The 23,422-nt window shown below is 71.9% G+C and carries 16 protein-coding genes, 2 pseudogenes and 1 CRISPR repeat array (1 of these 19 only partly in view); of the genes and pseudogenes, 11 read left to right on the top strand and 7 right to left on the bottom strand.

The window, feature by feature from the left end:
• Positions 1-658: a CRISPR direct-repeat array (repeat unit 29 nt; unit sequence CTGCTCCCCGCGCACGCGGGGGTGATCCC) (it extends 1,384 nt beyond the left edge of the window).
• Between the two features lie 388 nt (positions 659-1,046).
• On the top strand, positions 1,047-1,925 hold the full coding sequence (locus ACWDVW_RS22925) for a phosphotransferase family protein (RefSeq protein ID WP_449952242.1): 879 nt from the start codon (positions 1,047-1,049) through the stop codon (positions 1,923-1,925).
• Positions 1,926-1,929: 4 nt separating this feature from the next.
• Here ACWDVW_RS22925 and ACWDVW_RS22930 read toward each other — a convergent pair whose 3' ends face one another.
• Complete coding sequence (locus ACWDVW_RS22930; protein WP_449952245.1) at positions 1,930-3,303, bottom strand: hypothetical protein; 1,374 nt, start codon at positions 3,301-3,303, stop codon at positions 1,930-1,932.
• Between the two features lie 465 nt (positions 3,304-3,768).
• Here ACWDVW_RS22930 and ACWDVW_RS22935 point away from each other — a divergent pair, with 465 nt between their 5' ends.
• From ACWDVW_RS22935 to ACWDVW_RS22960, 6 genes are all read left to right on the top strand, one after another.
• Positions 3,769-4,845 (top strand): FAD-binding oxidoreductase, encoded by a 1,077-nt coding sequence (locus ACWDVW_RS22935; RefSeq protein ID WP_449952248.1) that lies wholly within the window; start codon positions 3,769-3,771, stop codon positions 4,843-4,845.
• Between the two features lies 1 nt (position 4,846).
• The gene (locus tag ACWDVW_RS22940; RefSeq protein ID WP_449952250.1) at positions 4,847-5,509 is read left to right on the top strand and encodes an N-acetyltransferase; all 663 of its coding nucleotides are present in this window, start codon (positions 4,847-4,849) and stop codon (positions 5,507-5,509) included.
• Entirely contained in the window at positions 5,497-6,969 is a 1,473-nt protein-coding gene (locus ACWDVW_RS22945) for an APC family permease (protein ID WP_449952252.1), read from the top strand. Before ACWDVW_RS22940 ends, ACWDVW_RS22945 begins: the two co-directional genes overlap by 13 nt.
• A 12-nt stretch (positions 6,970-6,981) precedes the next feature.
• Positions 6,982-7,737 carry a hypothetical protein gene (locus tag ACWDVW_RS22950; RefSeq protein ID WP_449952254.1) on the top strand — a complete coding sequence of 252 codons (756 nt, stop codon included), beginning with the start codon at positions 6,982-6,984 and terminating at the stop codon, positions 7,735-7,737.
• Positions 7,734-9,143: a histidine decarboxylase gene (locus tag ACWDVW_RS22955; RefSeq protein ID WP_449952256.1), complete on the top strand. Its 1,410-nt coding sequence runs from the start codon at positions 7,734-7,736 to the stop codon at positions 9,141-9,143. Before ACWDVW_RS22950 ends, ACWDVW_RS22955 begins: the two co-directional genes overlap by 4 nt.
• Before the next feature lie 404 nt (positions 9,144-9,547).
• A complete protein-coding gene (locus tag ACWDVW_RS22960; protein WP_449952259.1) occupies positions 9,548-11,137 on the top strand; it encodes a hypothetical protein in 1,590 nt (529 codons plus the stop codon).
• Positions 11,138-11,156: 19 nt separating this feature from the next.
• Here the strand turns inward: ACWDVW_RS22960 and ACWDVW_RS22965 are convergent, their stop codons facing one another.
• On the bottom strand, positions 11,157-11,999 hold the full coding sequence (locus ACWDVW_RS22965; protein ID WP_449952262.1) for a helix-turn-helix transcriptional regulator: 843 nt from the start codon (positions 11,997-11,999) through the stop codon (positions 11,157-11,159).
• 178 nt (positions 12,000-12,177) lie between these two features.
• Between ACWDVW_RS22965 and ACWDVW_RS22970 the strand changes: the two genes are divergently transcribed.
• The gene (locus ACWDVW_RS22970; protein ID WP_449952265.1) at positions 12,178-13,122 is read left to right on the top strand and encodes an SDR family oxidoreductase; all 945 of its coding nucleotides are present in this window, start codon (positions 12,178-12,180) and stop codon (positions 13,120-13,122) included.
• A 70-nt stretch (positions 13,123-13,192) separates the two neighbouring features.
• Here the strand turns inward: ACWDVW_RS22970 and ACWDVW_RS22975 are convergent.
• The 4 genes and pseudogenes from ACWDVW_RS22975 to ACWDVW_RS22990 form a co-directional block, all read right to left on the bottom strand.
• A pseudogene (locus ACWDVW_RS22975) lies at positions 13,193-14,642 on the bottom strand (GH1 family beta-glucosidase); the annotation flags it as partial.
• Between the two features lie 46 nt (positions 14,643-14,688).
• Positions 14,689-15,444 (bottom strand): annotated as a pseudogene (locus ACWDVW_RS22980) (carbohydrate ABC transporter permease); the annotation flags it as partial.
• Positions 15,437-16,411, bottom strand: coding sequence for a carbohydrate ABC transporter permease (locus ACWDVW_RS22985; protein ID WP_449952268.1), 975 nt, complete (start codon positions 16,409-16,411; stop codon positions 15,437-15,439). The pseudogene ACWDVW_RS22980 and the gene ACWDVW_RS22985, both read right to left, overlap by 8 nt.
• 66 nt (positions 16,412-16,477) lie before the next feature.
• Positions 16,478-17,773 carry an ABC transporter substrate-binding protein gene (locus ACWDVW_RS22990; protein ID WP_449952271.1) on the bottom strand — a complete coding sequence of 432 codons (1,296 nt, stop codon included), beginning with the start codon at positions 17,771-17,773 and terminating at the stop codon, positions 16,478-16,480.
• Positions 17,774-17,989: 216 nt separating this feature from the next.
• Between ACWDVW_RS22990 and ACWDVW_RS22995 the strand changes: the two genes are divergently transcribed.
• Positions 17,990-19,189, top strand: a complete 1,200-nt coding sequence (locus ACWDVW_RS22995; protein ID WP_449952274.1) for an ROK family transcriptional regulator — start codon at positions 17,990-17,992, stop codon at positions 19,187-19,189.
• A gap of 267 nt (positions 19,190-19,456) precedes the next feature.
• Positions 19,457-21,679 (top strand): discoidin domain-containing protein, encoded by a 2,223-nt coding sequence (locus ACWDVW_RS23000; protein WP_449952277.1) that lies wholly within the window; start codon positions 19,457-19,459, stop codon positions 21,677-21,679.
• Between the two features lie 46 nt (positions 21,680-21,725).
• Here ACWDVW_RS23000 and ACWDVW_RS23005 read toward each other — a convergent pair whose 3' ends face one another.
• A complete protein-coding gene (locus tag ACWDVW_RS23005) occupies positions 21,726-22,565 on the bottom strand; it encodes a LysR family transcriptional regulator (protein ID WP_449952299.1) in 840 nt (279 codons plus the stop codon).
• Positions 22,566-22,666: 101 nt separating this feature from the next.
• Here ACWDVW_RS23005 and ACWDVW_RS23010 point away from each other — a divergent pair, with 101 nt between their 5' ends.
• Positions 22,667-23,401: an SDR family oxidoreductase gene (locus ACWDVW_RS23010; RefSeq protein ID WP_449952280.1), complete on the top strand. Its 735-nt coding sequence runs from the start codon at positions 22,667-22,669 to the stop codon at positions 23,399-23,401.
• The last annotated feature ends 21 nt before the right edge of the window (positions 23,402-23,422 follow it).

Genomic DNA, 23,422 nt, shown 5'->3' on the forward strand with positions numbered 1-23,422 from the left:
ACCAACCGCCGCGCCATCCTGCTCCCCGCGCACGCGGGGGTGATCCCACCTGATACCCGACGGCGGTCGGGATGGCGTCCTGCTCCCCGCGCACGCGGGGGTGATCCCTTGCGGGTCGGCATCGCCTTCTGCCCACCCGACTGCTCCCCGCGCACGCGGGGGTGATCCCGAGGGCTAGCCTGCGTGGTCGGGGCCCGACTCCTGCTCCCCGCGCACGCGGGGGTGATCCCGCCGGTCTGCGCCCGGTGTGGGCATGGGCCGACTGCTCCCCGCGCACGCGGGGGTGATCCCAGGTCGGCCAGCTGCTCGTCGTTCCACTGCGACTGCTCCCCGCGCACGCGGGGGTGATCCGTCGCCCTTGCGACCCCAGCCGATCTTGGCGGCCTGCTCCCCGCGCACGCGGGGGTGATCCCTGCGGACCGGTCTCCTCGTCGGAGGTCGTGTCCTGCTCCCCGCGCACGCGGGGGTGATCCCACGCCGGGGCGGTGCTATCGACCCGATTGCAGCTGCTCCCCGCGCACGCGGGGGTGATCCCATGCGGAGTCCCATGCCGGCCTCGGACCAGGTCTACTCCCCGCGCACGCGGGGATGATCCCGCCGCCGGCATGACCGGACCCGCCACCGCCGCGCTGCTCCCCGCGCACGCGGGGGTGATCTCGGCTCCGGCAACAGTGCCGTCGCCTCCAGTGGCTGCTCCCCGCGCAGGCAGGGGCAGGCCATCTGGACCAGCCGCAAACTCGCCTGCCACCGTTGATCTGCTCTTCGCAAACGTGGTCCGTTAGCCGACGCCGTCAATCACTCCGCCGTCGTTCGATCTTGGGCCCCTACCCGCCTGCCAGCGGACCGGTATCCACGCTGACGAGCTTCCAGTCGACTGCGCTCGCGACCAGCCAGCAGAGCCGGCACTTGTGCCGCTTGACCGTGGGCCACGAGACGGAAAGGCTCAAGATGGTGAACTCGGATGACGGGAGACGAGGCTCGTGATCGAGTCAGACGGCAGTCGAGATCGCCCTATCGGGACAGCCACGACCTCGGCACAAGAGCTGATGCAACTGGCAGTGGAGGCGCTGCACCGAGCAGGGTTTACTGTCGGCGATCTACGGCTGATTCGGCTGCATAGCAACGGCGTCTTCCGAGTTCCTTCACACCGGATCATCGTCCGGGTAGGCGTAGGAGCCGATGTGGAGGGCCGTGCGCGTCGGGCTGTCGTGGTGACCCGATGGCTTGAGACATTGGGGTTTCCGTCGGTGATGCCCGTGGCCGGGGTCACGCAGCCAATAATGCTCGATGATAAGGCTGGCTTCCGGCATGCCGTGACGTTCTGGCGCGAGGTCTACCTCGACGCCGAACCGGTCACCCCCGCCGACCTAGGTGCATTGTTACGCCGACTGCATGGGCTCGCGGAGCCGCCCGAGGAACTGCCCATCTTCCGGCCCCTTGACCGACTGGTCGAGGTCACGCAGTCGAATTCGTGGCTGGATAGCAGTGACCGCGGCTGGTTGGCGAGTCGAGCGGCAGAGTTGCAGGATGCCTTGGACACATCGATCTTCACCCTGGGTCCTACGGGCCTGGTGCATGGCGACGCCCAGTTGGCCAACGTGCTCCGGGTAGTTGACGTTGGCCCCGTGTTGGCCGATTGGGATGGGGTGGCATCGGCGCCACGGGAGTGGGACCTGGTTCCAATGGCTGTGGAGCAGCGCTTCGGCGGCTCGCCACAGATGCTCCGCGAGCTTCTGGATGCCTACGGCACCGATCCCAGCGGCAGCGCAGGATGGACGACCCTGCGGGACATCTATGAGCTACGTTCGGTGGCGGCCCACATCCGACGCGCGCCTCTCTCACCGTCGCATGCTATCGAGGCGAGTAGGCGGATCGATTCGCTCCGCCGTGGGGACCCCATGATCCGCTGGTTTCCGGTGGGCTGAACTGTCAGGCGTTGTTCAAAGCCAGGTGCAGTCGCTCATGGAGATCGCGTACGTCCGGACGACGCCGGTAAGGCGAGGAATGGTCGAGCAGGGTCCGCAGTCGGTCAAGCACACGAGCGGAGGTGGGCACATTGGCGGCGAGGTCAAGCGCAGTGTGTGAGTCGGCCGTCGCTTGCTCGGCTTCGGCAAGGGTAAACCGGGCTGCGGCGAGGCTGACCTGGTCGAAGACGGCAGAGCGGCTGTAGCCGCTGGGGCGGTGGCTCAGCGCGAACAAGGCTTGCTGCTCGGCATGGGAGGCCAGGGCAGGAGTGTGGTTGGCGGCGTCCTGCCAAGCGAGTGCGGCGTTACCCGCCAGCTCTGCTTGGTCGATGTAGGCGAGAGCTGCTCCGTCCTCGCCCGCATGGGCGAGTAGGTCGACAGCGAGGGCGGTCGCGTGCCGGATCTCGGGCACGCTGGCAGTGCCGAGTGGAGCGAGAAGGCGCGCCTTGAGATTCCACAGCATCGCCGACACCGCTGGCTGTCTGTTGCGAGGAATCAGGTCGAGGGCGGCGTCCACCAGCCGCAGGCCGGTGTCAGGTTGACGAAGAGCCTGCATCTGTCGAGCCATGTCGGCGAGCAGGTTGACGCGCAGCAGGAGAGCACGGTGATGCGTCGACTCTCGCGCGGCGTGTAACCCGAAAGTGAAGTAGCGCTGAGCCGGACCGTCCATGCTGACGTCGTGGCTCATCCAGCCGACCATTCCCGCAAGCTCGGCGACGGCTGCGAGCGCACGGTTGCCGACCGCTTCGGTGTAGGAGGCGTCCCGAAGCAGGTCGACAGCGTGTTTGAGCTGACCGACGGCAGCTTCCCGACTGAGTCCACCACCGATCGCGGCGTCTTGGGCGCCGAACTGGGCAGTGGCCGCTTCGATGCCAGCGACGGTCGCCATGGTGAGGCGACCCGAAGCGGCTGCGGCCTCGGCTGGCAGGCCGACGCTGGGGGCGTCGAGCCAGCGCAACAGTGGACCGGTGAAAGCCGCGCCCACGGCAACTTCCATGGCATCGCTGAGAAGGGTGCGCCTGGTAAGCATGTCGCTCCCGATGTAGGCAGCCAGCTCGTCAAGCGTACGAGCCGCCGCGCAGGGAGACATATATGGCGGTGGAGGCGGTCCACCTTGGCGTAGTTGAGGCCAGATCACCGCTACGGGGATGGGTACGTTCCAGGCATCGGTGAGAACTTGCGCGACGATGTGTGGTTGCTGGCAGGTGCCGCCGGTGAGCCAGCGCTTCACCGCCACGTGGTCATAGCTGAGCCGGAGCCCGCTGCCTTGCCGACCTTGGTCGTTGATAGCGCTGGCGAATTCGTCGAGCGAGTTGTAACCGCTGTGCTGGATCAGCACGCCCAGAACTGGGTTGGTGACCCGCGCCGGCAACCTCAATGAATACCCCCGCCTCGCATTTGTGCTCAGTGTACCGACATCGATCGGACAGCATGCCCTGATGCCGCTCGTGATTGAGTGACGCACCTTTCACGCACCCTGGCGCGCACGAACGGCGGCCTGTCGCCCTTGGGTTCGCCGATGCAAGGCTCAGAGCAGCAAGAGCTAGCGCAGAGGGGTCACCCGGCGGCGGGCCGAGTAATCACTCAGAGCCCGATGTCCAGGAACGGCTTCCCGCAGATCGCGCTTTGAACAGCAGTGCCCCTGGACTCGCCGCCCTGCTTCATCATGAAAGGGACGCCATGAATTTCACGTCAATGGCACGGGATGCCAGTGATGGCTGACCCGAGGTCGTCGTGGGTGGCCGTTCGTGGGGTGCATGAGCGGGCCAGTGATCATTTTTGGGCGTTCATGGAGGATCGGAGTGTGCGGTTTCTGCCGCACCTGTACGCGCCGATGTTCTTCACCACGCTCGGGCAGGTGATCGCGGGGCGCGACGATCCGGCGGGGCGGCGGGCGGCGCTGGCCGTGTTGGGGCGGATGTACCAGCGGTTCGGGCTGCACGCCTATCACGACACCGCGATCAGCGCGGCGTTGGTGGACACGGTGGGCCGGTTCTCGGGTACGGCCTGGGACGCGGGGGCGGCGGGGCGCTGGGAGCGCGGGTGCCGGCGGGCGTTGCGGCTGGTGGAGCGGGTGGCGGGGGCGGTCGGCGACGGGCCGCAGGTGATGGTCGGTGAGGTCGAGGCGCGGTCGGAGCCGGTCGCCGGGGTGACGGTGTTGACGGTCCGGCCGGTGCGGCGGTTGCGGTTCCGGCCGGGGCAGGCGGTGCCGGTGGGTACGCCCCGGCTGCCGGGTGTGTGGCGGTGGTACTCCCCGGCGAACGCGCCGCGTCCGGACGGGACACTGGAGTTCCATGTTCGCGGTGTGTCGGCGGGGACGCTGTCGCCGCTGCTGGCGACGCAGGTCCGGCCGGGCGACACGCTCTGGTTGGGGCCGGCGGTCGACGTGGGGTTGTCGCTGGAGGCGTCCGGCGGTGCGGATCTGCTGCTGGCGGCCGGTGGGACCGGGCTGGCGCCGTTGCGGGCGATGGTGGAGCAGGTCGCCACGGCCCCCGACGGGCGGCGGGTCACGTTGGTGGTGGGCGCGCGCACCCTGTTCGACCTGTACGACGCGTCCACCCTGGACCTGCTCCAGCGGTCCCATCGCGACTGGCTGACGGTCGTACCCGCGTTCTCCGACGATCCGGCGGTGGCGCCGGCCGCCCGGGGTGACCTGGTCACGGTCGCCAGGCGTCACCATCGGCCAGGGCAGGCCGTGTACGTCTGCGGGCCTCCGGCGTTGATCGAGGCGGCCCGGTCCCGGCTGCCCGGCTCCGGCATCGCCGCCGCCGACCTGCACCTGGCGGTCACGTTCGGGCGGGCCGGGGACTCGGCGCGGTGGGGGCGGCGGCCGGGGCGGCAGCGGGACCAGTGTGCCGTCGACCGTCCGGCGGAGGCGTGACGTGCGACGACTCACCGTGCGGCGGGCCACCGCCGCCGATCTGCCCGCGTTGACCGGGCTGCTCACCGCCGATCTGGCGAGCGGACGGTTGGCGGCCTGGCTGGTGCCGGACCCGGTCCGGCGGCGGGCGCTGCTGGCCGCGTACGCCCGGTTCGTGGTGGCGCACGGCCTGGCCCACGGCCAGGTCGAGACCAGCGGGGACCGCGCCGCCGTGGCGGTCTGGTATCCCCGGCTCGGCCCGCCCGCGCCGGCTTCGGCAGCACCGTTCGGCCTGCACCGGGCGCTCGGGCGGGACGCGGGCCGGTTCGTGCTTTTGCACGCGCACACCGACGCGGTGCACCCGCACCGACCGCACCACCGGCTCGCCCACCTGGCCGGGGACGAGCACGCCGGGCAGGTACTGCTCGCCGCCCGCCACCGGCTGATCGACCCGCACGCCCTGCCGTCGTACGCCGACATCGTGACCGACCGGCCCCGGACCGGCCTGCTCGCGCGACTCGGCTACGCACCGCGCACGCCGGTCCGGCTCGACGGCGGCGGTCCGGTGCTGTGGCGGCTGTGGCGGGCCGCGCTCGACCCCGACAGCGTTCTGCCCCGCCGGGTACGCGTGCACCGCGTCCCGGTTCCCCGACACTCCCAGGAGGATCTGCCATGCCGACCCTGACCGGCTCCGCGCACGTGCCGGTGGCGCTCGCCCGCCGTACCCTCACGCCCTTCGGGTCGTGGGTGTTCGGGGCCGCCGCCTCGGCGCCGCTGGTGGTGCTCGTCGGTGGTGTTCCCGCCACCTACGCGACCACCGGCGTGGTGGCGCTGCCGTTGACGTTCCTGCTGGTGGCCGGGGCGGTGGCGCTGCTCGCGGTCGGTTACACCGCGATGGCCCGACAGGTCGGGCACCCGGCTGCCCACTACGGCATCGCCGCACACGGGCTGGGCCGTGGCGCGGGTGTCGCCGCCGGTCTGGTCGCGCTGGTCGCCTACAACGCCATCCAGATCAGCCTGTACGGGCTGTTCGGCGCGACGGTGGCCGCGCGGCTCGGCGGTGCGTGGTGGGTGTGGGCGGGCCTCGCGCTGGCCGTCGTCGGCGTGCTCGGGGTACGCGCCATCGTGCTGTCCACCCGGTTCCTGGTCGCGGTGCTGGCCGCGTCGCTGCTGGTGGTCGCGGTGTTCGTGCTGGCCGCCGTGGCACGCCCTTCCGGCGGCACGCTGTCCTGGGCGGGTTTCGACGCGTCGGGGTTGGCGGTCAGCGGTGTCGGCGGTGCGGTCGCGTTCTGCGTGGCCGCGTTCACCGGCGTCGACGCCCCCGGTTCGCTGGTCGAGGAGACCACCGACCGTCGGGCGCTGGGCCGGGTCACCGTCGGCGCGGTGGTCGTCCTCGGTGCCGTCTACACGCTCGCCGCCTGGGCGATGGGCGTCGCGGTCGGTCCCGGCGAGGTCGCCGCGCTGGCCGCCGACCCGGCGGCCGGGCTGCCGTTCGCGGTGCTGGCGCGGGCCGGTGGCGGGTGGCCGCCGGTGGCGGAGGTGCTGCTGGTGCTCGCGATCCTCACCTCGATGCTGGCCTTCCACAGCGTGGTCGCCCGGTACGTCTTCGCGATGGCCCGCGAGCAGGTGCTGCCCGCCCGCCTCGCGCACTCCGGCACCGGGACCCGGGTCAGCGCGCCGCGCGGTGGTTCGCTGGCCCAGAGCACCGTGGCGGCGGTCGTGGTGGCCGCGTTCGCGCTGCACGGCGCCGACCCGCTCGCGGTCATGTTCACCTGGTTGTCCACCCTGGGCGCGATGGGGCTGCTCGGCCTGCTGCTGATCGCGTCGGTGGCCGCGACGACCGCCCCCGCCGCCGTACGCGGTCCCCGGCCGGGCCGCTGGGAGTGGCGGATCGCCCCCATCCTGGGGGTGTTCGCCGGGTCGGCGTTGCTGGCCGCCATGGTCGGCAACGTCGGATCGCTGCTCGGTGCCGTACCCGGCTCGCCGTACCCGTACCTGCTGCCGCTGAGCCTTCTCGGCGCGGCGGTCGGTGGCGGATTGTGGGCCCGGCACCTTCGTGCCCGCCGCCCCGACGTGTACGCCGGCATCGGTCGCGGCACGCCGAGGACCAACGCCGTGCCCGACTCCGTCGACGTGGCGATCTGAACGGGGCAGTCGATGACCACACATGCCACGACCGTGTCACCGGAGGCTCGACGGTGGGCCGACCTGCGCCGGCAGATCGTCTTCCGGACCAAGCGGCTCAACGTGGGCCACCTCGTCGAGGCGGACCAGCGCTACGGGCGGCGGGACGCGCTCGGCCCGCACGGGGTGATGCTGTTCTTCGTCTCCGCCGCACCCACCGAGCCGCACGGCTACCGGCTGCACACCGCGTACCGGCTGTGGTTGGCCTCGCCCGAGGCCGATCACCTGCCCCGGCTCCTCGGTGAGCTGGCCGACATCGCGGCCGAGAACGTGGCCCGCTGCGCCGCGACCGGCGACCGGTGGCATCCGCTCGGGCCGCACCGGTCGATGGTCAACGGCGGTGACATGAGCCCACCGGTCGGTGCCGTCTACGTCGGCGTCGGGGTCACCACCCTCGACACCGACCAGGGCCGCTGGCACCAGGTCGCCCGGACCCTGCGCGACGCGCCGCCCGGCGGTCGGCGGCTGTCCGCGTTCGACCTCAAGGGCCAGTGTTACGCGCTGCTGACCGACGGCACCGCCCTGCACGTCGACCGGGATCCGCACGCCAGGCTCGGTGTCGACGGCATCCGCTGTACCCGGACCCTCGACCCCGACCGGATCATCCACTACAACCCGCACCACGACCTCACCGAGCAGGGCGACCAGCACACCCGCGAGGTGTGGCGGGCCCTCGGGTCGCTGCACACCGTCCTCGCCGCCCACCTGCTCCCCCGGGAACGCCCGTGACCGACACCCCGACGCTGCCGTCCGTCGTGGACGCGGAACTGGTCGACCTGGGACGCGACCGGATCGACGTGGCGGCCGTACTCCGTCATCTGGTCGACCGGGCCGACGCCGCCGCGTCGACGAGCATCGGTTTCCCCGGCGCGGTCGACCTCGACCACGGTGAGGTGATGGCGCGGCTCGGCCGGCGGCTGTGGAACAACATCGGCGACCCGGCCACCGACCCGGGCGGCGCCGCCCACACCAAGGCCATGGAACGGGCCGTCGTGGCCTGGGTCGCCGACCTGCTGGCCATGCCCGCCGACGACCGATGGGGGTACGTCACCACCGGCGGCACCGAAGGCAACCTGGCCGCCCTGCACGCCGCCCAGCGCCGTCATCCCCGCGCGGTCGTCTACCACTCGACCGCCGCCCACTACTCCATCCCCAAGATCCTCGACATCCTCGGTGCCCGGCGTCTCGCAGTACCCGCCCGTCCGGACGGCGAGATCGACCACGAGCAGCTCGCCGCCCAGCTCCGCCGACGACCCACCCGCCCGGCGATCGTGGTCGCCACCGCCGGCACCACCATGACCGAAGCCGTGGACGACCCGGCCCGTCTCCACGCCGTCCTGGCCGCCCACCCGGCCGGCGGGTACCTGCACGTCGACGCCGCCCTCGCCGGCATCCCGCTCGCCCTCGACGGTCGGCTCCGCCTCGACCCGTCCGGTGGCATCGACAGCATCGCCATCAGCGGCCACAAGTTCTTCGGTACGCCCACCCCGTGTGGCGTCGTCCTCCTCCGTGGTCGACTCCGCTCCCCTGGCACCCCCGTCGCCTACACCGACACCGTGGACACCACCGTCACCGGTTCCCGCTGCGGCCTGGCCGCCGCCCTGCTCTGGCACGCCATCGCCACCCACGGTCGCGAGGGGCACCGCTGGCGGGTCAGCGAGGCCCGCCGCCTCGCCGCGTACGCAGTCGACCGGCTCACCGCGGTCGGCTGGCCCGCCTGGCGTCACCCGCACGCCTTCACCGTCGTCCTCGACACGCCGCCGGCATCCGTACGCCGCAAGTGGCTCCTGGCCACCGACGGTCCGATCAGTCACATCGTCTGCATGCCCGGCCTCACCAAGGGCCAGATCGACGCCTTCGTCGCCGACCTGCGCCCAGACCCGGCAGCGCGCACTGCTCCGGACCCGGCGCCGCCGAGTGGTCCAGCACCGCCGAGTGGTCCAGCGGCACGCAGTGGTGCAGCGGCACGCAGTGGTGCGGCGGCACGCAGTGGTGCGGCGGCGCGGAGTGCTCCAGCAGCGCGGAGTGATGCGTCAGCACACAGTGATCCGTCAGCACGGACCCGGACGGCGGCACGCAGTGATCCGGCCGGGTGGACCGGTACGGCGGCGCGGACGGTGGTGCCACCGGGTTGAGTTTCCGGGGCGGATCAGGCTCGCGCCTTCCGCCCCGGGTTCTGCGGTGGTCGTCGGGCCCGGCGACCACCTGGCCGGCTGCCGCTCCAGGGAGGGGACGGCACCGGTCGGTGGCCGGCGGTGAGGGACAGCGTGGTCCTGCGCCGCCGGCCACCTCCACACCTGCGCGACGGATTTGCACGGCAGCTCTGCGCGCCGTCCGGGTATCGACCGCTCTCCGCGCCATCCAGATGTTAGGAAGGGTCCCTTGCTATGCACGAGGCGTTAGTAGGGGGCCCTTCCTTACCTCGGAGCTCGCGCGGTACGCACCGTACCTCGAAGCTCGCGCGGTACGCGCTGTACGTCTGAGCTCGCGCGGTGCGCCTGCGGTCGCGGCGGTTGCTTGAGGTGATCAGAATGGCGGGATGACGCGTACCCGCTGGACCGCCCTGATCGCGGTGGCCGCTCTCGCGACGGTCGCCGGCTGCTCCGACGGGGCGGAGTCGGAGTTGCCGGTGCGGTCGGCGCCGCTGCCGGCCGAGGTGCGGGGACTCGGTGCGGCGGTGCTGATGGTGCCGGTGACGGACGAGCGGCGTAGCGACCTGGTCGGGTTGCTCGCGGTGGACCGGTTCGGGGACGACGTGGCGGGGCTGACGCCGTCCCGGCGGCACGTCGACCTCGCGTTGGGTGATCCCCGGTTCCCGACCGTCGCCCGGGGGCTGGCGGAGGATCGGCGGGACGCGCTGCTCGTCGACGGTCGGCTGCGCGACGTCACGTTGCCCGACCACACGGCCGCGCGGGAGGTGACCGGCCTCGGTGCCGGGCTGTCGATCACGGGATTCCGGTGCCTCACGGTGACCGGCGAGGGTGCGATCGCGCAGCCAGCGGTGGAGGCGGCCTGCACCGCCGCCGAGTTGGGTGGTGTGATGTGGCAGGACCGACCGCGCACCGGGTACGGCGGGATCGACCTGAAGACCGGAGCGGCGAGTCCGCCCGTGACGTTGCCGTCGTACCCGATCGCCGTCGGCGCGGACGGCCGCTACCTGGCCGCGCTCAGCAAGGATCGGCCCCGGCGGCTCGTCGTCGCGGACACCTCGAACGGGCGGTCCCGGCCCACCATCGAGCTCGGCGGCGGGACGGTGCAGGGGGCGATGACCGGCGGCGGCTTCGCGGTGCTGCACATGGTCGACCGGCGGCGGGCGGTCAGTGTGGTCGCCCCGGACGGTGACGTGCGGACGCTGCTCAGCCCGGTCGGGGAGGTCGCCTTCGCCCCGGACGGGAGTCGTGCCGTGGTGGTGGACACCCGCTCCGACAGTCGCCGGCTCTCCGTGCTCGATCTCTCCTCGGGTGCGGTCACGCCGGTGGCGGACCTGCCGCCGATGACGGGGTCGGTGACCGCGACGGTGTCCGGGGACACGGCCCTGGTGGTGGACGTGCCGTTCGGGCCGGACAGTGGCGAGCCGACGCCGCGCCCGACACGCGCCTGGTCCGTGCGGCTTCCCGAGGCCACCGCGACGCCGCAGCCGGGCTCGCCCGCCGCGTCGGCGGTGCTGGCCCGCAAGACCGACACCCCGCCGGCCGTCGCCTCGGCGGTGTCGGCGCTGTTGTTCCAGCCGGGCGGCGAGACGCTCACCCTCAGTCCCGACGGTACGGTGACCGCCGCCCCGCCGGGCGCCACGCCCACCGCGAGTCTCGGTGGCGGTGCGGTGCTGCACACGATGGTCGACGCGGATGACGGGGAGGAGCGGGCCGACCGGGTGCTGGTGACCGACGGGTCAGGCGGCGCGGCCGAGGTGCGAACCGGTGCCGGCGACGACCAGCGTGTCGACCGGGTGATCCTCACCCCGGACGGTGGCCATCTGCTGATCTCGCTGCGTCCCACCCGTCCCCGGGGACAGCCGGGCGACCTCGACGCCGTGGTGATCGCGCGGCGCGACGGCTCCGGCGAACCGGTCGTCGTCTACCGGGGGGCGGTGTTGGCCGGTCTCGGCGTGGAGCAGACGAGCGCCCCGTGACCGGGTGACGGTCGCGCGGTCAGTGCATCGCCTGGGTGCCGATGACGGCCAGCAGTTGCAGCTTCTCGTAGCTCTCGCTGCCGGGCACGGCGGTGTAGACCAGCAGCGAGTGGCCCTGCGTCGGGTCGACGAGCGCCTGGCAGGTCAGCTCCAACATGCCCAGCTCGGGGTGGACGAAGTGCTTCACCTCGTGCGGGCGGACGCCGACCTCGTGGTCCTCCCAGACCCGCCGGAACTCGTCGCTCTGCGTCAGGAGCAGGTCGGCGAGGTACGCGGCGCGGGAGCCGGGACCCCGCAGCGTGACGATCCCGCGTAGCCCGGAGGCGAACATCCGGGTGAGGTGCGGATGGTCCCGGGCGTCGTAGCGGGCGCGGGTCTCCGGGTCGGTGAACCAGCGGTAGCCGATGCTGCGGGCCGGGCCCTGGTAGCGGGTCAGGTCGCCGGTGAGCGCGACGCCGAGCGGGGTCTGTCGGAGCGTCTCGCCGAGTTCGGTGACGATCTCCGCGGGCGTGTCGTGCAGGCGGTCGAGGATGCGCAGCAGCCCCGGGCTGATGTGGGTGCCGGCGGCGCTGGGCGCGGGCGGGTTGTGCCCGGCGAGCCGGAACAGGTGGTCGCGCTCGTCGAGGGAGAGGTGCAGGCCCTGCGCGATGGAGGCGATCATCTGCTCGGAGGGCTGCGGGCCGCGTTCGCGTTCCAGCCGCGAGTAGTAGTCGGTCGACATGTGGCAGAGCGCGGCCACCTCCTCGCGCCGGAGCCCGCTCGTGCGGCGGCGTTGCCCGCGCGGCAGGCCGACGTCGGCCGGTTGCAGCGACTCGCGACGCCGCCGCAGGAACTGCGCCAGTCCGGTCCGGTCGATCGCCATGGGTACCTCCTTCGGTGCCGCCTCGTTTCTACCGCCCGCGCCGGCCGGTAGCCACGGCCCGCCGATCCCCCCTTCGCCGCGCTGGCACGGCCGCGCGATCCGGGGATCGACGGTCCCTGAATAACGCCGTCGAGATCGCCGAGGGTGGAGACACCGACACGATCCCAGGAGTACGAACATGCCAGGTAAGCCGATCGACATCAGTGTTCCCGACCTGTCCGGAAAGCGGGCGGTCGTCACCGGGGCCAGCGACGGCATCGGGCTCGGCATCGCCACCCGGCTCGCCGCTGCCGGCGCCGACGTGATCCTGCCGGTGCGTAATCCGGGCAAGGGCGAGGCGGCGGTCGCGGCCATCCGCCGTCAGCACCCGAGGGCGAGCGTGTCGCTGCGGGCGCTCGATCTCTCCTCGCTCGCCTCCGTCGCCACGCTCGGCGAGACGCTGCGTGCGGAGGGTCGGCCGATTCATCTCCTCGTCAACAACGCGGGCGTGATGACCCCGCCGCAGTTGCAACGCACCCCCGACGGGTTCGAGCTGCAGTTCGGCACCAACCACCTGGGGCACTTCGCCCTCGTGGGTCACCTGTTGCCGCTGCTGCGCGACGGCCGGGCGCGGGTGACGTCGCAGGTCAGCATCGCGGCGAACCGCAACGCCATCAACTGGGACGACCTGAACTGGGAGCGGTCGTACGACGGGATGCGCGCGTACAGCCAGTCCAAGATCGCGTTCGGGTTGTTCGGGCTCGAACTGGACCGCCGCAGTCGGGCCCACGGCTGGGGCATCACCAGCAACCTGTCCCACCCGGGGGTCGCCCCGACCAGCCTGCTCGCCGCGCGTCCCGAGGTGGGTCGCCAGCGGGACACCATGGGCCGACACATGATCCAGACCATGTCCCGGCTCGGCATCGTCGTGGGCACGGTCCAGACCGCGCAGCTTCCCGCCTTGTACGCCGCCACCTCCCCCGCCGCCGTCGGTGGCCGGTTCTACGGGCCGAGCGGCATCGGGAACCTGGGTGGTGCTCCGGCCGAGCAGAAGCTCTACTCCCGGCTGGGCGACGACGCCGAGGCGCAGCGCGTCTGGCGGGTCTCCGAGGAGTTCACGTCGGTGTCGTACCCGACCGACTGAGACGAGTGCGGTGGGTGCCCCGGATGCCGCCCGGCGCGGCACCCGGGGCGTCCCGGGCCCCGTCGGCCCGTCATCCGCGTACCGCGACGGGATCGACCGTCGCGGTACGCCGCTGGTGGGTGCGGATCAGGTCGGCGTAACGGGCGCCGCTGGCCTTGAGCGTGCGCCGCTGGGTGGCGTAGTCGACGTGCACCAGACCGAAGCGCTTGTCGTATCCGTACGCCCACTCGAAGTTGTCGAGCAGGGACCAGGCGAAGTAGCCGGCCACCGGGGCGCCCCGGCGCACCGCCGCCGCGCACGCGGCCAGGTGTCGTTCCAGGTGGTCGGTGCGTTCCGGGTCGGTGACGGTGCCGTCGGCGGCGACCACGTCCGGCCAGGCCGAGCCGCTCTCGGTGACCAGGATGCGGGGCGGGGCGTACTCCTGGGTGACCTCGACCAGCAGGCGTTCCAGGCCGGCCGGGTGCACCTCCCAGTCCATCGCGGTGTGCGGCGCGTCGGGCACCGGCACCTGCCGGGCGTACGGTGCCGGGCCGTCGGGGTCGGCGGCGGCGACTTGCCGGAAGTAGTAGTTGACGCCGAGGAAGTCGGTCGTGGTGGCGATGACCGCGAGGTCGTCGCCGCGCACCGGCGGCTCCACGCCGTAGGTGGCGACCATGTCGGCCGGGTAGCCCCGGCCGTGCAGCGGGTCCAGCCACCAGCGGTTGACGTGCCCGTCGAGTCGGCGGGCGGCGGCCAGGTCGTGGGGCCGGTCACTGGCCGGGTCGATCGGGCTGAGGTTGAGCACCGGCCCGATCGACGCCGGGGCGGCGGCGTGCGCCCGGATCGCGGTGGTGGCCAGGCCGTGGCCGAGCAGCACGTGGTGGGCGGTGTGCACGGCGCGGCCCAGGTCCCGGTCGCCGGGGGCCATCCGCCCTTCGAGGTGGCCGATCCAGGCGACGCAGAGCGGCTCGTTGACGGTGCACCAGTCGGTGACCCGGTCACCGAGGCGGGCCGCGACCACGGCGGCGTAGTCGGCGAACGCCTCGGCGGTGTCCCGTTGCGGCCAGCCGCCCCGGTCCTGCATCGCCTGCGGCAGGTCCCAGTGGTAGAGCGTGACGAAGGGGCGGATGCCGGCGGCCAGCAGCGCGTCGGTCAGCCGGTCGTAGAAGTCCAGGCCGGCGGCGTTGACCGGGCCGACGCCGTCGGGTCGGACCCGGGGCCAGGCCACCGAGAAGCGGTAGGCCTCGACGCCGAGTTCGCGCATCAGCGCCACGTCCTGCGGCCACCGGTGGTAGTGGTCGCAGGCGACCTCGCCGGTGTCGCCGTTGTCGACGGCGCCCGGCCGGGTGCAGAAGGTGTCCCAGATGGAGGGTCTGCGGCCGTCGGCGTGGACGGCGCCCTCGATCTGGTAGGCCGAGGTGGCGACACCCCAGAGGAAGTCGGGCGGCAGCGGGGACAGGTCCGGCACGGGCGGGTTCTCCTCGGTTCTCACGGTGGACGGGCTCACTTGACCGCGCCGGCGGTGAGGCCGGCGACGAAGTAGCGCTGCAACGCCAGGAAGCCGGCGACCACCGGCACGCTGACCACCAGCGAGGCGGCCATCACCTGGTTCCAGTAGACGTTGAACTGGGTGGAGTAGCCCTGCAGTCCGACGGCGAGGGTGCGGCTGCTCTCGTTGGTCAGCACCGAGGCGAACAGCACCTCGCCCCACGCGGTCATGAACGCGTACACGGTCACCGCGACCACACCGGGCACCGCCGCCGGCAGCACCACCTGGAACAGGGTGCGCAGCGGGCCGGCGCCGTCGACCTGGGCGGCCTCGTCGAGCCCGCGCGGGATCGAGTCGAAGTAGCCGACCAGCATCCAGATCGAGAACGGCAGCGAGAAGGTGAGGTACGTGATGATCAGGCCGGTGCGGCTGGCGTAGAGCGCGATGCCGGTGGCGTTGCCCAGGTTGACGTAGATCAGGAACAGCGGCAGCAGGAACAGGATGCCGGGGAACATCTGGGTGGAGAGCACGGTCACCGAGAAGACCTGCCGGCCCCGGAACCGGTAGCGGCTGACCGCGCACGCGGCGAAGACCGCCACGGTGACCGAGAAGATCGCCGCCACGCTGGCCACCAGCAGGCTGTTGAGCAGGTACCGGCCGAGCGGGACGGTCGACCACATGTCCACGAACGCCTGCCCGGTCGGGCGTCGGGGCCACCAGGTGAAGGCGGCCTGGACGTCGGACAACGGTTTGAGCGCCGAGCTGACCATCACGTAGAGCGGGACGAGCACGAACCCGGCGAGCAGGGTCAGCACGATCCGGCGGGACCAGCGTTCGGCGGCGGTCTCACGCATCGTTCCTCCGTCGGTTGGTCAGCAGCAGGTATCCGGCGGTGACCAGCAGCAGGAACAGCAGCAGCACCACCGACATGGCCGAGCCGGTGCCGAAGTCCCAGGTCTGGAAGGAGCTGCGGTAGATGTGCAGCGAGATCAGGTCGGCCTCGGCCGGTGCCGAGCCGCCGAACAGGACGTACGGGGTGTTGAAGTCGTTGAACGTCCAGAGGAACAGCACCAGGAGCAGCACCAGGTTGACCGGGCGCAGCATCGGCAGGGTCACCGAGCGCAGGCGACGCCAGAATCCGGCGCCGTCCATGGCGGCGGCCTCGTACAGCTCGTCGGGGATGTTCTGTAGCCCGGCCATGATGCAGAGGAAGGCGAAGGGCCAGGTCCGCCAGATCGACACGATCAGCAGCGCGACGAAGCTGTTGTCGCCGATCAGCCAGAACGGCGGCTCGTCGACCAGCCCCAACTGGTCCACCAGCACGTGGTTGACCAGGCCGGTGTCGCGCTGGAACAGGAAGGTCCAGGTGATCACGGCGGTGTAGACCGGCAGCGCGTACGGGGTGAGGAAGAGCGCGCGCAGGATCGCCCGGCCTCGGAAGGGTCGTTGCAGCAGGACCGCGGCGGTGGTGCCGAGCACCCAGGACAGCCCGACGGAGAGCACCGTGTAGACGACGGTGACCCGGAACGAGCGCAGCAGGTCGGCTCCGGCGGCGGAGTCGACGTCCAGCACGACGCGGTAGTTGTCCAGCCCGACGAAGGGTGCGCCGGACCAGTCGCGGATGTGGAACTGGGTGAGTTCCAGCAGGCTCATCCACGCGCCGACGAGCATCGGCACGACGTGAATCGCCAGCTCCAGCACGATGGCCGGGGCGAGCAACAGGTACGGCAGCAGCGACCGGCGGGGCCGGCGGGATCGTGGCCGCGCGGGTGGCCCGGTGTCGGTGGGAGTGCTGGCGGGCGGCGAGGTGGTGACGGCCATCAGGGTCCTTCCGCAGGCTGGCCGTGGGAGGGTCGGCGGGCACCTCCCACGGCCAGCGGTCCGTGGTCAGCGCATCTGCTGCTGGGCCCGGGTCAACTTCTCCCGGACGCTGTCCTCGGTGACCGGCCTGCCACTGGCCGCGTCGGCGAAGAGTTCCTTGATGGCGGTGCCGACCAGGGTCTCGAAGGTGCTCTCCTCGGGCACCTGCGGCAGCGGGGCCGCGCTGGTGGCCAGCGTCTGGGCGAGGACCTTCTGCTCGTCGGCGGCGAACGCCGGGTCGGCGGCGACGGTGCTGACCGCCGGCAGCGAGCCGTACGTCTTGTTCAGCGTCACCTGCTCGGTGTCGCTGGTCATGAACTTGACGAACTCCAGCGCGCCGTCGAGGTTCGCGGTGTGCTTGAACACGGCGATGTTGATGCCGGCGACCATGCTGTTGACCTGCTTGCCGCCGGCCGGCGGGGTGGCGAGGAACGGCACCGGGGCCACCCCGTAGGCGTCCGGGGCCATGTTCTGTGACCGCAGGTTGGCTCCGGCGGCCTGCCAGAGCAGCATGGCGGCCTTGCCGTTGGCGAAGTCGGAGACGGACTGGTTCTGCGCGTACTCGGCGTTGCTCGGGTTGACGATCTTGTCGACGGCCATCAGGTCGACGTAGCGCTTGACGGCGGCGACGTTCTGCGGGGTGTCGAAGCTGGGCTTGCCGGCCGCGTCGAACCAGTCGCCGCCGTACTGCTGGCCGAAGGTGAAGGCGTGGTGCGCGTTCTCCGACGGGTTGGCCCCCTCCACGGCCAGGCCCCACCTGCCGTCGCCGGTGAGCTTCTTCCCGACCTCGGCCACCTCCTCCCAGGTGGTCGGCGGGGCGGTGATGCCGGCGTCGGCGAACGACTTCTTGTTGTAGTACAGCGCGTAGGCGAGGCTGTAGAGCGGGACGGCGGCCGGCGGCTTGTCGGCGGCACCGGCGGCGGCCAGCGCGGCGGGGACGAAGCGGTCCTTGCCGCCGATCTTGTCGAGCGTGGCGTCGTCGAACTCGACCAGCGCGCCGGTGGCCTGCAACGAGGCCGACCAGGTGTTGCCGATGTTGACCACGTCCGGGCCCTGCCCGGTGGTGGCCGCGGCGAGCAGCCGGTTGAGCAGATCCGACCAGGGGACCACCTCGACGTTGACCGTGATGCCGGTCTGCTGGGTGAACCTGTCCAGCTCGGGCTGGAGGATCGCCTTGTCGGCCTCCAGGCTGGCGCCCTGGTTGCTGGCCCAGTAGGTGAGGGTCTTGCCGGCTTCGCCGGAGGACTCGCCGGAGCCGCAGGCGGTGAGCGACGCGGCGGCCAGCACGGTCGCGGTGAGTATCGCGAGGTGTCGTCTCGACACGATCTGCCCTTTCGACGGGGGTGGTGGGGACGCCGGTCGGGCCCGGGAGGACGGGGCAGGGTGGGCGGGACCGGGCGGTGGGGGTGGAGGCGGAGAGGTTCCCGCCGAGTTACATCACGGCTTAATTAATGTCGTCATTAAAATGGCTCGGCGGGGAGCCGTCAAGCACGGGCCGTACAGTCGCCCCGGGGCGGGCCGATCAAAACGAGGTGACACGTGGAGCTGGCGCGGACGACGAACCGCAGCGTCCGGGTGCGCAACCGGTCGGCCCTGCTGTCCCGGATCTTCCTGGACGGCCCGCTGACCCGGCAGGATCTGGTGCGCAGCACCGGCCTGAGCCAGCCGGCGGTCAGCAACGTGGTCGGCGACCTGATCGACGAGGGCCTGGTGATGGAGGCCGGCGCCGCCGAGTCCGACGGCGGCCGGCCGAGCATGATGCTGCGGATCGTGCCCCGGTACGCCGTGGTCGTCGGGGTGGACGTGGGCGAGACCCGGGTCCGGGTCGAACTGTTCGACCTGGCGATGATCCTGCTGGCCAGCGCCGAGTACCCGCTGGAGGACGGCGGCACCGAACCGGCCACGGTGGCCGGGCACGTGCTGACCGGCATCGACCGGGTGCTCGCCGACGCCGACGCGCGCCACGACGAGGTCCTCGGCGTCGGCATCGGCGTCTCCGGAGTGGTCGAGCAGGGCGACCGGGCCGTGGTGGACGCGCAGACCCTCGGCTGGGATCACGTCCCGCTGGAACGCCTGATCGCCGAGGGCACCGACCTGCCGCTGCACATCGACAACGGCGCCAAGACCCTCGGCCAGGCCGAGATGTGGTTCGGCGCCGGCCGGGGCGCCCGGCACGCGGTGTTCGCCCTGGTGGGCTCCGGTGTCGGCGCGTCCGTGGTGACCAACGGCGTCACCTATCGGGGCGCGTCCAGCAGCGCCGGTGAGTGGGGGCACACCACCCTCGTCTACGGCGGCCGCCCCTGCCGCTGCGGCGCCCGGGGCTGCCTGGAGGCGTACGTCGGGGCCGAGGCGATCATCGACCGGTACCGCGAGGCCCGGCGCGGGCGGGCGGTGCCCGGAGTCGACGAGGAGTCGCAGATCGCCGCGCTGGTGACGGCGGCCGAGACGTCGCCGACCGCCCGCCGGGTGCTCGACGAGACGGCCGACTACCTGGGCGCCGGGGTGGCCAATCTGATCAACCTGTTCAACCCGGAGCGGGTGGTGCTGGGCGGCTGGGCCGTCATGGCGCTGGCCGAACTGCTGCCCGCCGTCCGGGCCGCCGCCGGCCGCCAGGCGCTGCGCCTGCCGTACGCGCAGGTCTCGATCGAGCTGGGCGAACTCGGCGTGGACGCGGTGGCGCTCGGCGCGGCCACCCTGCCGATCGCCCGACTGCTCGCCACCGGCGGCGTTCGCCGCTGAACGACAAAGCGAACCTTCGGGATAAATAACGAAGTTATAGATTGATGTCTTGACGCCGCCGCTACACCACCGCAACACTCTGCGGCAGACGCTCCGGCGTCCACGGTGCCCTCCCGGCGGCACCACCCTCGGTGCAAGGAAGGGTCCCCTGCCAACGCCTGCGGTAGTAGCGGGGTCCCTCCTCACACCCGGCCTCACCACCAGCCCGTCCCGTCCCGCACCCCGTCGCGCCCGACGTCCGCTCCCCCACGACCGACAGGCGACGTCATGACCACACGCGCACCCCACGTACCGCCACCGCACCTCCGCCGACGAGCCACCACCCGGCGCCTGCTCGCCGGGCTCGCGGTGAGCCTGGTCGCCGCCCTCGTCCCGACCGTCGGCGCGGCACCCGCCCAGGCCGCACCCACCCTGCTGTCCCAGGGCCGCCCGGCCGCCGCCTCCTCCACCGAGGGCGGCGCCTACCCCGCCTCGGCCGCCGTCGACGGCGACTCCGGCACCCGCTGGTCCAGCGCGTTCAGCGACCCGCAGTGGCTCCGCGTCGACCTCGGCGTCCGGGCCACCCTCACCCAGGTCACCCTGGCCTGGGAGGCCGCGCACGCCCGTGCCTTCCAGATCCAGGTCTCCGACGACGGCACCACCTGGACCACCGTGCACAGCACCAGCAGCGCCACCGGCGGCACCCAGACCGTCGCCGTCAGCGGCGCCGGCCGCTACGTGCGGATGTACGGCACCCAGCGGGCCACCGGATACGGCTACTCGCTGTGGGAGTTCCAGGTCTGGGGCGAGACCGGCGGCACCGGCACCCCGGTCGAGCCGACCGATCCGCGCAACCCGAACCTCGGCCCGAACACGTTCGTCTTCGACCCGTCCACCCCCACCGCCACCATCCAGAGCCGACTGAACACCCTCTTCACCCAGCAGGAGACCAACCAGTTCGGCCCGCAGCGCTACGCCGTGCTGTTCAAGCCCGGCACCTACACCGCCGACGTCAACCTCGGCTTCTTCACCCAGGTCGCCGGACTCGGCATGTCACCCGACGACGTCAACCTCAACGGGCACGTGCGGGTCGAGGCGAACTGGTTCAACGGCAACGCCACCCAGAACTTCTGGCGGGCCGCCGAGAACCTGTCGGTGACGCTGCCCGCCGGGGTGCAGGTGGAGCGCTGGGCGGTGTCGCAGGCCGCGCCGTACCGGCGGATGCACCTGCGCGGCGCGCAGAACCAGATCCAGCTCTGGAACGGCCACGACGGCTGGTCCAGCGGCGGCCTGATGGCCGACACCCGTATCGACGGCCTGGTCGTCTCCGGCTCGCAACAGCAGTGGTACTCCCGCAACAGCGAGTTCGGCAACGGCTGGACCGGCTCGGTGTGGAACATGGTCTTCCAGGGCGTGACCGGCGCACCCGCGCCGAACTTCCCCAACCCGTCGCACACCGTCGTCCCCATTACCCCCGTGGTGCGGGAGAAGCCGTTCCTCTACGTCGACGGCACCGGCGAGTACCGCGTCTTCGTGCCCGCGCTGCGCACCAACTCCGCCGGCACCACCTGGTACAACAAGACCCCCGCCGGGTCGTCGATCTCGCTGGCCGACTTCTTCGTCGTCCGGCCCGGCACCTCGGCGGCCACCATCAACACCGCCCTCACCCAGGGCAAGAACCTGCTGTTCACTCCCGGCGTGCACCGCGTCACCGCACCGATCCAGGTGAACCGGGCCAACACGGTGATCCTCGGCCTCGGCCTGGCCACCATCCAGACCGACAACGGCACCGTCGGCATGCGCGTCGCCGACGTGGACGGCGTCAAGGTCGCCGGCATCATGTTCGAGGCCGGCACCACCACCTCCCCCGTCCTGATGGAGGTCGGCCCGTCCGGGTCGTCGGCCGACCACGCCGCCAACCCCACCTCGCTGCACGACGTCTTCTTCCGCATCGGCGGACCGGGCGTCGGCCGCGCCACCACCAGCCTGATCGTCAACAGCGACGACGTGATCGGCGACCACATGTGGCTGTGGCGAGCCGACCACGGCGACGGCGTCGGCTGGACCGTCAACACCGCCGACACCGGGCTGGTCGTCAACGGCGACGACGTCACCATGTACGGCCTCTTCGTCGAGCACTACCAGAAGTACCAGACCATCTGGAACGGCAACCGCGGGCGCACGTACTTCTACCAGAACGAACTGCCGTACGACCCGCCCAACCAGGCCGCCTGGATGAACGGGTCGACCCGGGGCTACGCCGCGTACAAGGTGGCCGACTCGGTGACCAGCCACCAGGCATGGGGGCTGGGCAGCTACGCCTACTTCAACGTCGACCCGTCGGTGGTCGCCGAACGCTCCTTCGAGGTCCCGAACAACCCCAACGTGCGCTTCACCAACATGGTGACCGTGTCGCTCGGCGGCGTCGGCACCATCAACCGGATGATCAACAGCACCGGGAACACGGTCAACAGCGCCAACCAGGTCGCCTACCTGACCACCTACCCGTAGGCCGACCACCGGGTGCCGGGCCGCCCGCCCGGCACCCACCGTCGGGCTAGAGCGCGGCCGCGACCCGGACCAGCCCGGCCACCGTCCGGGAACGGCTGTGCGCGGGCCAGGCCAGCACGGTCGAGACGTACGGGGCGTCGGTCAGCGGTACGGCGGTGTGCGCGCTCCACAGCCAGGACCGGGACGAGGCACAGAGGACCGCCATGGTGTGCCCGAGGGCGATCAACTGGGCCAACTGCGACTGGTCGTGGATCTCCGGCCCCGGGCCCGGTTCGTAGCTGCCGTCCTGGCCCGGCCACCGGGCCACCGGCAGATCCGGCAGGTCACTGATCTCCGCCATGCTCAGCGAGGTACGCACGGCGAGCGGATGCCCGGCCGGCAGGATCGCCACCTGCTGCTCGGTCAGCAGGTCCTCGGTGTCGAAGCCGGCCAGGTCGTCAAAGGGCCGCTGCATCAGCGCCACGTCGGCGCGCCCGTCGCGCAGCATCCGCGCCTGGTCCCCCATCCCGCACAGCAGCACCTCGACCTCGGCGGCATCAGGCTCGGCCGCGTACGCCTCCAGGAGCGTCCGCAACAGTTCGTGATTCGTACCCGCCTTGGTCGCCAGCGTCAGTCGGTGCGGGGCGGTCGCCGCCCGGCGGGTGCGGCGGGCGGCGGCCGAGGTGGCGTCGAGGATCGCGCGGGCCTCGTCGAGCAGTACCCGCCCCGCACCGGTGAGCGTGACGCCGCGCCGGTCACGGTCGAACAGCGTCACCCCGAGACGCCGTTCGAGCTGCCGGATCGCCCGCGACAGCGGCGGCTGGGCGATGCCGAGGCGCTCGGCCGCCCGAGTGAAGTGCAGCTCCTCCGCGACGGCCACGAAGTACCGCAGCTCGCGGGTCTCCAGCGTGTCCACCTCTCGACGGTACTGCGCTGATACCGGCGGGGTATCAGCACGTACCGAAACGGTGTAAGGAGACCGCCGCCCGCCGCGCCACCATCGGCCTCATGAGCGACACGAAGACCGCGCTGATCACCGGCGCGAACAAGGGACTCGGCTACCAGATCGCGGCCGGTCTGGGCCCACGCGGCTACCGCATCGCGGTGGGCGCCCGCGACGAGGCCCGGGGCGAAGCGGCCGTGAAGACGCTGCACGCCGCCGGGGTGGACGCGTTCACCGTGCCCCTGGACGTCACCAGCGACCGCAGCGTCACCGAGGCGGCAGAACTGATCGCCCACCAGGGCGGACGCCTGGACGTCCTGGTCAACAACGCCGGCATCTCCGGACCGACCGGGCCGGGCTGGGCGCAGGACCCCACCACGCTCGACCTGGACGTCGTACGGGCCGTCGTGGACACCAACGTCTACGGCGTCATCCGGGTGACCAACGCGATGCTGCCGTTGCTGCGCCGCTCCCCCGCACCCCGCATCGTCAACGTCTCCAGCAGCGTCGGCTCCCTCACCTGGCAGACCGACCCCACCATCGAGGTCGGCCCGATCATGGCCGCCTACTCGCCGACGAAGTCGTACCTGAACGCCGTCACCGTGCACTACGCCCGACAGTTCGCCGGCACCGGCATCCTGGTCAACGCCGCCTGCCCCGGCCTGGTCGCCACCGACTTCACCGGCGGCATCGGACGCCCCGCCGAGGAGGCCGCCGCCACCCCGATCCGGCTCGCCACCCTGCCCGACGACGGCCCCACCGGCACCTTCTCCAACGACGACGGCCCCATCCCCTGGTGACCCCCGGCCGCCCCGCTCGAC

It is taken from the genome of Micromonospora sp. NPDC003241 (assembly GCF_053589795.1).